This is a genomic window from Bradyrhizobium sp. CCGUVB4N, from assembly GCF_024199945.1.
GTDB lineage: Bacteria > Pseudomonadota > Alphaproteobacteria > Rhizobiales > Xanthobacteraceae > Bradyrhizobium.
On the sequence record NZ_JANADP010000001.1, the window covers coordinates 3,719,857 to 3,732,617 of the forward strand.

General features: G+C 64.4%; 10 protein-coding genes. 3 read left to right on the forward strand and 7 right to left on the reverse strand.

From position 1 onward, the window contains the following. Window positions 1-22: 22 nt before the first annotated feature. From NLM31_RS16730 to NLM31_RS16760, 7 genes are all read right to left on the reverse strand, one after another. Window positions 23-856, reverse strand: coding sequence for a phosphoenolpyruvate hydrolase family protein (locus NLM31_RS16730; RefSeq protein ID WP_254130409.1), 834 nt, complete (start codon window positions 854-856; stop codon window positions 23-25). A 3-nt stretch (window positions 857-859) separates the two neighbouring features. After that, on the reverse strand, window positions 860-3,076 hold the full coding sequence (locus NLM31_RS16735; protein ID WP_254192931.1) for an ABC transporter permease: 2,217 nt from the start codon (window positions 3,074-3,076) through the stop codon (window positions 860-862). Next, on the reverse strand, window positions 3,069-3,851 hold the full coding sequence (locus tag NLM31_RS16740; RefSeq protein WP_254192932.1) for an ABC transporter ATP-binding protein: 783 nt from the start codon (window positions 3,849-3,851) through the stop codon (window positions 3,069-3,071). The genes NLM31_RS16735 and NLM31_RS16740 overlap by 8 nt, the downstream gene beginning before the upstream one ends. Beyond that, entirely contained in the window at window positions 3,844-4,932 is a 1,089-nt protein-coding gene (locus NLM31_RS16745) for a branched-chain amino acid ABC transporter permease (RefSeq protein ID WP_254192933.1), read from the reverse strand. The genes NLM31_RS16740 and NLM31_RS16745 overlap by 8 nt, the downstream gene beginning before the upstream one ends. 1 nt (window position 4,933) lies before the next feature. Continuing rightward, the gene (locus NLM31_RS16750; protein ID WP_254130413.1) at window positions 4,934-5,944 is read right to left on the reverse strand and encodes a branched-chain amino acid ABC transporter permease; all 1,011 of its coding nucleotides are present in this window, start codon (window positions 5,942-5,944) and stop codon (window positions 4,934-4,936) included. Window positions 5,945-6,145: 201 nt separating this feature from the next. Beyond that, complete coding sequence (locus NLM31_RS16755; RefSeq protein ID WP_254192934.1) at window positions 6,146-6,973, reverse strand: AraC family transcriptional regulator; 828 nt, start codon at window positions 6,971-6,973, stop codon at window positions 6,146-6,148. A 130-nt stretch (window positions 6,974-7,103) separates the two neighbouring features. Next, a complete protein-coding gene (locus NLM31_RS16760; protein ID WP_200468655.1) occupies window positions 7,104-8,354 on the reverse strand; it encodes an ABC transporter substrate-binding protein in 1,251 nt (416 codons plus the stop codon). 560 nt (window positions 8,355-8,914) lie between these two features. Here NLM31_RS16760 and NLM31_RS16765 point away from each other — a divergent pair. The 3 genes from NLM31_RS16765 (at window position 8,915) to NLM31_RS16775 (ending at window position 12,741) form a co-directional block, all read left to right on the forward strand. Continuing rightward, the gene (locus tag NLM31_RS16765) at window positions 8,915-10,495 is read left to right on the forward strand and encodes a sugar ABC transporter ATP-binding protein (RefSeq protein ID WP_254192935.1); all 1,581 of its coding nucleotides are present in this window, start codon (window positions 8,915-8,917) and stop codon (window positions 10,493-10,495) included. Then, complete coding sequence (locus tag NLM31_RS16770) at window positions 10,492-11,484, forward strand: ABC transporter permease (protein WP_254130415.1); 993 nt, start codon at window positions 10,492-10,494, stop codon at window positions 11,482-11,484. Before NLM31_RS16765 ends, NLM31_RS16770 begins: the two co-directional genes overlap by 4 nt. Before the next feature lie 105 nt (window positions 11,485-11,589). Continuing rightward, entirely contained in the window at window positions 11,590-12,741 is a 1,152-nt protein-coding gene (locus NLM31_RS16775) for a substrate-binding domain-containing protein (protein WP_254192936.1), read from the forward strand. Window positions 12,742-12,761: the final 20 nt, after the last annotated feature.

The following is a 12,761-nucleotide window of genomic DNA, read 5'->3' on the forward strand; positions in this document are numbered from 1 at the left end:
CCCTCCCTCGATCTTGCAGGCGTTATCGCGCGCCGATCGCCTTGAATTTGCGTACCTGTTCCGTCAAAGCCCGCTCCACTGGCAGCCGCTCCATCGAGGACGCCCCGTAGAAGCCGTGGCAGTAGCGGGTGTTCTTCATGATGAAATCGGCATCCGCCGGATCCGCGATGGGGCCGCCGTGGGCGAGCACGAGGATGTCGGGATTGACGCTGAGTGCCGCCGAGGCCCAGGTGTCGATTCGCGCCGGGCAATCCTTGAGCTTGGGCGCGGTCTGCGCGCCGATCGTGCCGCCGGTGGTGAGCCCGAGATGGCAGACGATGATGTCGGCGCCGGCGATCGCCATCGCGGCGGCTTCCTTCTCGCTGAAGACGTAGGGTGTCGTCAGCAGATCCTTCTCGCGCGCCTTGGCGATCATGTCGATCTCCAGCGCGTAGGACATGCCGGTTTCCTCGAGGTTCGCGCGGAACACGCCGTCGATCAGGCCGACGGTCGGAAAGTTCTGCACGCCGGCGAAGCCGAGCGACTTGAGCTGGTCGAGGAACACATCCATGTCGCGGAACGGATCGGTGCCGTTGACGCCGGCGAGGACCGGCGTCTTGCTGACGACGGGCAATACTTCGCCGGCCATCTCAAGCACGATGGCGTTAGCGTCGCCATAGGGCATGAGGCCTGCGAGCGAGCCGCGACCCGCCATGCGATAGCGGCCGGAATTGTAGATCACGATGAGATCGACGCCGCCGGCTTCCTCGCATTTGGCCGACAGGCCGGTACCGGCACCGCCGCCGACGATCGGCTCGCCGCGCTTCGCCATCTCACGAAACCGTTTCAACAGGGTCGCGCGTTCAAACCGGGCCATCGGTCACCTCGCTAGTCTCCGGCGCGCCCCGGCGCGTCCGAACAATGTTCGGAACGCAGCTGTGATGGTCGAGGCGAACTCGGGATCGTTGATGTTCTGCTTGACGCGGATCAGTTGGCGGTTGCCTGTCGAACGTACCGTGCGCTCCAGCGCGCGGAACAGGGCGGCGTCGGCCTCTGGGTCCCAAAACGGCTGGCTGCGGGCATCGAGCGCGGAGACGCCGCCCTCGGGCAGGAAGAAGCGCACGGGTCCGTCCATCTGGTTGAGCCGTTCGCCGATCCAGCGGCCCATGCGCTCATTCTCCTCCACTGTCGTCCGCATCAAGGTCACCTGCGGATTGTGGACGTGGAATTTGCGGCCGCGATAGCGCTCGGGGATGGTGTCGGGGGCGCCGAAATTGACCATGTCGAGGGCGCCGACCGAGCCGACATAGGGCAGGCGGCTGCGAATGACGGCACCGAAGCGGTCCTCCGTCGCGGGAAATACGCCGCCCATCAGGAGGTCACAGATCTCGGTGGTCGTGAGATCGATGACGCCGGCGATCTGGCCGGAGTCGACCAGCTTCTCCATCGAACGGCCGCCGACGCCGGTGGCGTGGAAGACGAGGCATTCAAAGTCGTCGCGCAGATCGGCTGCGATCTTCTGCACAGCCGGCGTGGTGACGCCGAACATGGTGATTCCGACTGACGGCAGTCCGGCGCTCGCCGCTCGCTCCTTGGCCTCGCGCTGATCGAGCCGGGCCTTGACCATGCCGGTGATCGCATTGGCGCCATTCGACAGCACCGCGCGCGAGATCGAATTGAGGCCCTGCACGTCGGTGACCGAGTACATCATGGTGATGTCGGCAGGGCCGACATAGGGCGCGACGTCGCCGGAGGCGACCGAGGAGATGATCAGTTTTGGCACGCCGACGGGGAGGGTGCGCATGCCCGGCGCGACCAGTGATGCTGCACCCGAGCCGCCGGCGGAAATCACGCCGGCAACATTGCCCTGCCGCTTGATCCAGTTGGCGAACGCGTCGGCCATTGCGGTGACTGCAGCACCGCGGTCCGGGCCGAACACGGCCGAGCCGCCGCGGCCGTGGTTCAGCGCGATTTCCTGCGCGGAGACATCGCAGGTTGCATGCTTGCCGCTGGTGGAGACGTCGACGAGACGTGTGCGCAGGCCGCTTTCGGCAATGATGTCGCGGATGAAGCGCAACTCCGTGCCTTTGGTGTCGATCGTGCCGACGACCAACACGACCGGCGGTCCGGAGGTTTGCGCCGTCACCGGCTCTCGCTTGCGCCGTGCGGTTTCGTCGAGGCGCGCGACCTGCGTCGAGAGCGTACGTGCAGCGGCCTCGATGCGTCCGATCGGGACCGGCTGCGACCACCGTGTCGGCGGTGTCGGATTGGAGATGTAGATCCGGATCGGTCCGCCGGTACGCGTCGGTTGCGGGAGCGGCTTCATTTCACCGCCGGCGGTGGACCCATCGATGTCGGGTTCGAGCTCGGCGTGGAGCCCGACGCCGAGCAGGCGCTGCTGCAGCCCGCGATCGGCGGACAGCCGGCCAGAGTCGATGATGCGGTTGATGCGGCCGTTGACCATGATCGCGACATTGCGCGAGACCGCGGTGGCGACGCCGATGTTCTGCTCGATCACGAGCACGGACATGTCGCCGTCCTCGCCGAGCTGCAGCAGCATTTCCTCGACCTGGGCGACGATGACGGGCGCAAGCCCTTCGGTCGGCTCGTCCATGATCAGCAACTGCGGATTGGTCAGCAGCGCACGCGAGATTGCGAGCATCTGCTGCTCGCCTCCGGAGAGTTGGCCGCCGCCATGGTCCTTGCGCTCGGCGAGCCGCGGAAACGTGTCGTAGATGCGCTCGACGGTCCAGGCGCCGGAGCGTATGCCGCCGGCGAGCCGCAGATGTTCGTCGACGCTCAGCGAACGCCAGAGCCGCCGACCCTGCGGCACATAGCCGACGCCGAGCCGCGCGATATGCGCGGGTGGCCGCCGCGTGATGTCCTCGCCGCGGACGCGGATCGAGCCGCCGCTGACCGGCACCAGGCCCATGATCGCCTTGCACAGCGTGGTCTTGCCCATGCCGTTGCGGCCGACGACCGAGAAGACGCCGGTGTCAAGCGAAAGGTCGACGCCCTGCAGCGCGTGTGAATGGCCGTAATAGACGTCGAGGCCTCGGACCTCGAGCGCTGCGGCGGAGCGGCGGACCTCATTCATGGCCGCCTCCGAGATAAAGCTCTTGCACCTCGGGGTCGGACTGGATCTCCTCCGGCACGCCTTCCTTGAAGATGCGGCCGTTGTGCATCATCGTGACGCTCTCGACGACGCGCAGCGCCACGTCCATGTCGTGCTCGATGATGATGTAGCCGATATGCGCCGGCAGCGAGGTCAGGATCTCGACCAGCTCGGCCCGCTCAGCCGGTGAGAGACCCGCGGCAGGCTCGTCGAACAGCACGAAGCGCGGCGCGCCGGCGAGCGCCAGCGCGATCTCGAGCTGGCGCTGCTGGCCATGTGCGAGCTCGGCGACGCGCTGATCCTTCACCGCGGCGAGGTGCACGGCCTGCACGAGACCGTCGGCCGCGTGCATCAGCGCATCGTTCTGGCCGGGACGCAGGAACGAGAACCGTCCGCGCGAGACGCCACGGCAGGCGAGGTAGACATTGTCCTGCACCGTGAGGCCGGGGAACAGCGCGGAGATCTGATAAGTCCGCCGCAACCCGCGGCGGATACGTTCATAGGGCGGGAAGTGCGTCACGTCCTCGCCGAAGAAGCGGATCGTGCCCGATGTCGGCGGAAAGTCGCCGGTGATGCAGTTGAACAGCGTGGTCTTGCCGGCGCCGTTGGAGCCGAGCACGGCGCGCCGCTCGCCGGGCCGCACGGTGATGGTGACGTCGGTCAGCGCCGCCAGCGCGCCGAACAGCCGGGTGACACCGCGGAGCTCGAGGGCGGCACCGGCGCCGACGGCGGAGAGGCGCTGGGCGACGCTATCCATGGCCGCGCCCTCCGCCCGGGCGATCTGACGAGGGACGTTGGCTCTGGCGCCAGCGTTGCCACAGGCCGATCACGCCATCTGACGACCAGAACACGATGGCGAGGAAGCCAAGTCCGATCAGCAGCCGGAAACGGTTGCCGTCGAGTCCGATCTTGACCAGGAAATCCAGCGCGAATGTGCGCAGGAGCACGAACACCAGTGCACCGATGTAGGGGCCGACCGGCCGGGTGATGCCGCCGACGACGGCAATGATGAGGATATCGATGCAGGCGCCGACACTGACCGAGCCGGGCGAGATCTGGCGATAATTCCAGACCTGGAGCACGCCCGCGAGCCCGGCGATGAAGGACGCGACCGCATAAGCGGCGACGCGGTGGGCATTGACGTTGAAGCCGAGCGCGGCCATGCGGCGCGGATTGTCGCGCACGCCCTGGAGCGCGAGCCCGAACGGCGCCCGGGAGATGTAGTCGACCGCAAAATAGCAGAGCGCGGCGACTGCAAGCACGATGTAATAGAAGGGGATGTCGGCGCGCCAGTTGACGCCCCAGAAGCGCGGCGTCCCGACGTTGTTGATGCCGGTGTGGCCGTTGAAGATCGCCCAGTTCTGGTTGGTGAAATAGTGGAAGGCTGCACCGATCGCGAGCGTGATCATGATGGTGTAGATGCCCTCGGTGCGTACCGCGAGTGCGCCGCCGAGCGTGCCGAAGATGGTTGCGAGTGTCAGCGCCATCGGTACCGCCAGCCACCACGGCCAGCCCAGGCTGATATTGGCGTTGTCGCTGGTGCCGAACACCGCGACCATGTAGGCGCAGAAGCCTGCGATGGTGAGCTGCATCAGGCTGACCATGCCGCCATAGCCGGCCAGGAACATCAAGCTGAGCGCGATGGTGCCGAGGATCAGCGTCGTCGCAAAGATCTCGATCAGGAAGAAGCCGTTGGCGATCAGCGGCATGATCAGGAGGATGACCGCCACGATCCAGGCCGCGGGATTGTTGACGTCGGGCCAGCCGCGTACAGCCGGGCGCTGCGCCGTCGCTGCGGGCTTGTGAATCTTGACGCGGGCATCGTGGGTGACGGACATGTCAGCGCCTCGCGAGCAGGCCCTGCGGCCGAAGCGCCAGCACCAGCACCATGATTAGGAACGTCACGACGATGGCATAGGTCGGGATGTAGACCGAGCCGAGTTGCTCGGCGAGGCCGATGATCAGCGCGCCGAGCGCGGCACCTGGTATCGAGCCCATGCCGCCGACGATCACGACCACGAGGGATGCGAGCAGGAAACGGATGTCCTCACCGGGGGAGAGTGACTGGAAGGTGCCGCCCACGACGCCTGCGATGCCGGCAAGCCCGGCGCCGAGCGCGAAGACCAGCACAAAGACGATCTGGATGCGCACGCCAGTCGCGGCAAGGATGTCACGATCGTCGACACCGGCGCGGATGATCATGCCGATCCGGGTGCGGTTGAGCGCGAGCCACATCGCGATGCCGATGATCACGGAGGCCAGGAAGATCACAAGCCGCACCAGCGGATAGCGCAGATAGACCGGTTCGCCCGAGGATTTCACCGCGGTGATCAGTGGCAGCTCGATGGGGCCGATCAGCCAGTTCGGGGTCTGGATCTGATAGAAGTCGCCGCCGCAGGCCCACAGCATGAGATCGGCGAATACGATCGAAAGCCCGATCGTCACCATGGTCTGGCGCAAATCCTGGCCCTCCATGCGGCGGAACACCAGGACCTGAAGCAGGACGCCGACCAGCGCCGTCAGGATGAAGGCGACGATGAAGGACAGGATCCAGGAGCCGGTCGAGGCGCTGATGGCGTAGCCGACATAGCCGCCGAACAGATAGAGCGAGCCGTGCGCGAGGTTGACGTTGCGCATCAGGCCGAAGATCAGCGTGAAGCCGCTGGCGACGAGGAAATAGAGACCGCCGAGCGTGATGCCGTTGAAGACCGCGTTGAGGAACACGCGCTTGCGGCCGATCGCCTCTTCGAGCCCCGGGGGCCATACGGCGAAGATCAGCCACAGCGCGACTGCGACGGCGATGATGACAATCAGCGCCCATGCAGGATGGCGTTCGACAAAGCGGGTCATGATCGCCGCTCCATCGTCACGTCCCTCCAACCCTCTGCGTTCAAGCGAGGTGAGGGGGCACGCAGACCGTTGCCGGCCGCAAGCCCTGCCATGAACATGCGCTCCCTATCGACCGCGATCCTCTTGTCGGGATCGCGTTCTGCACATCCTAATGGGACGCACGGGAGGGCATTTGATCGTGAGTATCTTTTCGCGCGTTCGTCAGCCGCGCAAAACCTTGGCCGCGCGGCGATAATCGGTCGGCGCCATCCCGACATTGGCGGCGAAGAAACGGGTGAACCCGCTCTGCGAGGAGAAGCCGAGATCGAAGCCGATATCGGCGATCGGCGCTTCGCTCGCCACCAGCGCCTCCAGCGCCTGCTCCATCATCAGCGTGTTGAGATAGAGGTGAGGGGTAACGCCGGTCTGGGTGCGGAACAGCCGGTAGAAATGCGGTCGCGACAGGCCGGATTCGCGCGCGATGGTATCGAGCTCGATCTCGGCGCCGGGGCTCTCCGACATCATCTTGATGCACTTGCGAACGCGAAAATCGGTGACGGAACCATTCGCGCGCGGATCCCGCGTAAGCTCGGCCTGCTGCCAGCTTTCGTCGTAGCAGATGTCGATCAGGCTTCTCAGCTCGCCATCGAGGCTATTCAGCGAGGGTGCGCCGCACACAAGGGCGGCTGCGTGCCGGATATGCTTGTCCAGCGCGACCGATCGCGCGAACTGGGTGCGTCCGAAGCGCAGGCGGTCGGCGCCGGGCGCATCGGGCGCGAACCACTCCGCATTGACATAGAGCACGAAGAAGACGGCGCCGCCGTCGAGATCGGAGGGGAGGAAATTGTGCGGCTCCCATGGATTGACTGCGACCACGGAACCTTCCGTGAGCTCGTAACGTCCATCGTTGACATCGATGCATGCGGGACGGCCCCCGACATGGAAGATCAAGTGACCTTCGCGATGTGCGTGGATGTTGAAGGGGCGGTTCAACTGATAGACCGTCGCCCGGCCGAAGCGGCCGTGGAAGACGGCGAGCGCCCGGCTCATGCCTTCTCTCCCGGAAGCTTTTGTCTTTTTTGATAGCGTTCAACAACCGGGGAGAGAATGCAAGGGCGCACGTGTCGCGCTCTTTGCAAATCTCTCCCCGATCAGTCATGGCGTCGCTGATGCGACTACGTCAGTACTTCTTACATTCCGGTACTGTACGGCTTGGCAAGCCGATCTTGGCGAACACGGCGGGGTCGTAGCCCAGCGTCTGGTTCACGTTCGGGATCACCTTCACGACCTTCGAGAACAGCGCGCCCTTGCCGTCGTCGACGACTTCGGTGACGAAGTTGGTGCCGATCGCCTGACGGTTGGCATCGAGCTTGATCTTGCCGTTGGGCGCATCGAGCTCGATCTTCGCCAGCGCGGCCTTGTACTTGGACTGGTTGTCGCTGAGATCGCCGTTGACCTGACGCAGCGCCAGGATCAGCGCCATGGTCGAGCCGTAATAATTGGTGGCGAGCAGCGACGGACTCGGGAACCGCTTGTTCGGCGGGAAGGCGTCCTGGTAGTCCTTCACGAACTTCTGCCAACCCGGATCCTCCCAGGTATCGGCCTGACCGCTCGCGGCCAGCGTGCCGACCAGGGCGTTCTTGGCGTTGCCCTTGGACGACAAAATGGTCTGGTCGATCATGATCGAGCCGCCCATCAGATGGGCCTTGCCGCCCGCCTGCTGGTACTGGTTGAGGAAGTTGACGGCGTCGGCGCCGCCGAGGCCGAGATAGATCGCGTCGACGTCGTCGGGCAGCGCGGCGATGACCGAGGCAAAATCCTTGGTGCCGAGTGGCACCCATTGCCGGTTGGTGACCTGTCCGCCGGCGCCGCAGAATTCGAGCACGAGGCCGAACACCTGGGTGTAGATGAAGGAATAGTCCTCGCCGACGGTTGCGATCTTGCGATACTTCTTTTCGTCATAAGCATATTTGCCGAGGCCGACCTGCCACTGCGCGCCGTCCATATTGTAGCGGAAGAAATTCGGGGCCGGATCGACATAGGTCGTTTCCTGGGCGCCGGAGGCTGCGTTGATGAAGGTCAGCTCCGGATGGGTCTTGGCAAAATTCTTGACCGCGATGCCCTCGTCGCCTGACAGCGGCGACAGCAGGATCTGCACCTTGTCCTGCTCGATCAGCTTTCGCACCGCGCGGACCGCGGAATCGGGCGTCGCGTCGGTCGAGGCGATGACGAATTCGAGTTCCTTGTCGCCGACCTTCTTGCCGAGCACGTTGAGTGCGGTCTGGAAGCCGCGGATGCCGTCCTCGCCGAGCACGGTGTAGGTGCCTTCGAGCGTCGCGGTGACGCCGACCTTGATCTTCTCCTGCGCGAAGGCCGTGCCCGACAACAACAGGCTGCTCAACGCGATCAGTCCTAGACTGCCTTTCAACATTGCTCTCCTCCCTGGGACGTTCTTGTCGCTGTTTTTCACCGCGCTCTCGCGCGTCCGTCGCGCGGTGCGACGGTTTTGCAAGACCAACGGTTCTTGAGGTGGAGGCTAACCGAACTCGGATACGGCGCACGCCTCGGAGCCCTGCGCGGCTTAACAGGCAGTCTCATTTTGAATGGTGCGTCGCAAATCGTTCCGCGGTGCAACGTCGCGCACCGACGTCGTGATCAGCATCATCGCCCATCGTTCATGCAGTCGCGGCAGCGCGTGGTCTCGGCGACCCGCCGCGATCAAGATGCTGCTCTGCGCTCGGTCGCTTGGGGTAACCGCAACCAGCACGTGCACGATCGATCCGGCAAACCGAAGTCATTGAGGTGGCGGCCGAGGTCGCCGCCTGGGAGCGCCCGAGGGCCGATCGGAGCCAGCGCTCAATTCAGCCGGCGACAACACGCGATCGGCCATTGACAGGCCGCCCGAGGTGATAGAATTATAACAAGATAAGTTGCAAAAATAACAATATGTCACCATCGTACCAGCGTCTCGCAGGGCGACGGGAGGAAAGTTTGGAATTGTCCGGTTCGGGTACAGCAGAGCCAGGGACGTCGACCTCGCTTGTGATGGTCAGTGGCATCAACAAGCGCTTTGGCGGCGTGCGGGCGCTACGCGACGTCAACCTCGAGGTCCGTGCCGGCGAGGTACATGCGCTGCTGGGCGAGAACGGCGCGGGAAAATCCACGCTGATCAAGATCCTCAGTGGTGTGCATGCCCTCGACAGCGGCACGATCGAGATCGCCGGCAGGCCGGTGGAATTCGACAGCCCGGCGAAGTCGCGCGAGGCGGGGATCGCCGTCGTCTATCAGGACCTCAGCCTCGTCGAATCCCTGAGCGTCGCGGACAATCTGTTGCTCGGCCGTGAGCCACGCGCGGCGTTAGGCTTTGTCCGCCAGCGCGCGCTGATGGCGAGGGCCGAGGCGTTTCTCAACGAGCTCGGCATTCCCTTGGATACCAAAGCGACTGTCGGCTCGCTGCCTTTCGCCTATCGCCAGATGACGGAGATCGCCAAGGCCTTGATGGGCGAGGTCCGACTTCTGATCCTCGATGAGCCGACCTCCTCGCTGACATCGGACGAGGTTCGGATTCTGTTCGATGCGATCGGGAAGGCGACGCGTCGCGGCGTCGGCGTGATCTATGTGACCCATCGGCTCAACGAGGTGTTCGAGATCTCGCAGCGCGTCACGGTGCTGCGTGACGGCGCCAATGCGGGCACGTTTGTGACCGCCGAGACCGACATGAAGCGGCTGGTGAACGCAATCGTCGGAACCGATCGATCCGCGCCCACGGGCCCGCGGTCCGAACCTGTCGCGAAGCGCGACGTGGATCCGTCGTCGGTTTTGGCGTTGTCGGACGTGTCCAACGACCGGCTCCGCGCCGTCGATCTGTCCGTGCTGAAGGGTGAGATCCACGGCCTCGCCGGATTGATCGGCAGCGGACGCACGGAGATTCTGGAGACGGTGTTCGGTCTCCGGCCGATCGAGAGCGGCGCGATCGAGATCGAGGGCCGGCGATGGCTGCCGGGAGGGCCCGCCGATGCGATCGAGCAGGGTATCGCGCTGGTGCCGGAAGACCGGCACGTGCAGGGCCTGGTCCTGGATCATTCGATCGAACGCAACGTCACCTTGCCGCGGATTCCCCATTTCTCGCGCTGGGGCTGGATGCAGCAACGCGCTGCGGCGAAGCGCGCGGAAACCGCGGTTGCCAGGCTTTCGGTGAAAGCGCCGGGCGCGTTCAGCCTGGTCAGGACGCTCTCCGGCGGCAACCAGCAAAAGGTCGTGTTCGGAAAATGGAATGATCCGCGGCCGCGCGTGCTGCTCCTGGACGAACCGACGGTCGGCGTCGACGTCGGCGCACGCGAGGAAATCTATGCCGTGATCCGGAATGCCGTCCGCGACGGCAGCGGGGTCCTGGTCGTCTCGTCCGACCTCGTCGAATTGATCGAGCTCTGCGACCGGATCTCCGTGATCGTCGACGGCCGCGTGGCGCGCACGCTGTCGCGCGGCGAGATCGATGATGCCGAAGAGCTGCATCATCTCCTCCAGATGTACCAGGCCTCCGGGCCAGGCCACTTGCAAGAGCTTCCCGCATGACCGAACTGACTGCTCCCAACATGGTCGCCGCGTCGACCCGATCCGATCGCCGCCGCAGGATTCTCCAGAATCTGCTGCGGGGCGAGCGGCCGTACATGCTGTACATCGCCTTCGTGATCCTGCTGGTCGTGTTCAGCCTGTCATCGCCATGGTTCCTCTCGGTTGACAATTTCCTGAACATCGGGCGCCAGACCACGCTGGTATCGATCATCGCGGTCGGCATGACCTTCATCATCATCGCGCGACAGATCGATCTGTCGGTTGCCTCGACGTTGGCGCTATCGGGCATGGCGGCCGCGCTCGCGATGAGCCAAATCAACAACAGCTGGATCGTGGGTGCCGTGGCCGGCCTCGGCACCGGCGCGCTGGTCGGGCTGATCAACGGCATCCTGACGACGCAGCTGTCGATCCCGTCGTTCCTTGTGACGCTCGGCTCGCTGAGCATGGCGCGGGGACTGGCGATGATGGTGACCAACACCAAGCCTGTCATCATCACCAACGAGACCTATTTCGCGATCTTCGGCGAAGGCACGTTCCTCGGCATACCGGTTCCGATCGCCTGGACATTGGCGGCAATGATCGTCGGCATCCTGCTGCTGCATTATAACGTGTTCGGCCGGCGCATTTATGCGGTTGGCGGCAATCCGACCGCGGCGCTCTACTCCGGCATCAACACCAAACGGATCACGACGGCGGCCTTTGTTCTGACCGGCACGCTCGCTGGATTGGCGGCGCTGGTGCTGTCGGCGCGTTCACATGCCGCGCGGCCAGATGTCGTGCAGGGCATGGAGCTCGACGTCATCGCCGCTGTGATCCTCGGCGGTTGCAGCCTGTTCGGCGGGCGCGGCTACATTCTGGGAACGCTGTTCGGCAGCTTGATCATTGGAACGCTCAACAACGGTCTCGTCCTGCTCGGCGTGAGCTCGCCGATGCAACTCGTGATCAAGGGCGCGATCATCGTTGCCGCGGTTGCTTTCACGAAACGCTAGTCGAAGTCAGGCGCAGCGCATGAACAACAAGTTCATTGCGAGGCGCGGGTAGGGGCAAGGTCGCTGGCCCTCCGGTGAATCGGCGACCAAAAAATGGAGGAAACAATGAAGCCAATCTTGCGACAGACCTTGCCTTTGACTGCCTTGGTGGCCGCTGCCGCCCTCTCGGTGATCCCGTCGGCTCGCGCCGAAGTGCCCGCGACCTGCGTCAAGGGTGTCGATCTCGCCAAGCTCGGGCCGAAGTCGATCGTCGGCCAGGGACCCCACGGCGAGAAGGCGGCTTCCCCCGAGGTGCTCGCGCTGTCGGAGGCGGATGCCGCGAAGATCAAGGAGAAGAACTTCAAGGTCGGCATCTCCATGCAGACGGTCAACCTCGACTGGTCGCAGCTCCAGATCCAGGGCATCACCGATACGCTGAAGAAGTACGGCGTGACGGTGACGGGCGTCGCATCCGCCGAATATCAGGTGGACAAGCAGATCGCCGATATCGAGAACACCATCCAGCAGCATCCGGACGGCATCATCTCGATCCCGGTCGATTTCACCGCAACCGCCCCGACCTACAAGAAGATCGCCAAGGCCGGCATCAAGCTCGTGCTGATGGACAGCATCCCGACCGGCCTGAAGCATCCCGAGGAATACGCGACGATGGTCTCGGCGGACAGCCAGGGCAACGGTCAGATCGCGGCGCAGATCCTGGCGTCCTGCATGCCGCAGGGCGGCACCATCGGTCTCGTCAATTTCGGTGTCGACTATTTCAGCACCAACGAGCGCACCAAGGGCGTGCGGGAGTGGATGAAGGCGAACCGGCCCGACATCAAGATGAAGCAGGTCGACTTCACCGATCCGCCGAAGGTCTCGCAGATCGCGGGCGACTTCCTGACCGGTAATCCGGACGTCAAGGGACTCTACGCGGTGTGGGATCAGCCGGCACTCGATACGCTGAGCTCGATGCGCGCCCAGGGCATCGATATTCCCATGACGACGGTCGACCTCGGCCTGCAATCGGCCATCGAGATCGCCAAGGGCGGTCCGTTGAAGGCGACCGGCTCGCAGCGTCCTTATGATCAGGGCGTCGCCGAGGCGATGGCGATGATGAATGCGCTGCTGGGCAAGGAAACGCCCGGCTGGGTCGGTGTGCAGTCCCTGCCGGTGACGCAGTCGAATGTGCTGGAGTCCTACAAGACAGTGTTCAAGAAGGATCCGCCGGCCGAGCTGACCGATGCCTGCAACAAGGCGAAGCCCGCCTGCAACTAGCCTGCAATAGCGATGCGCGG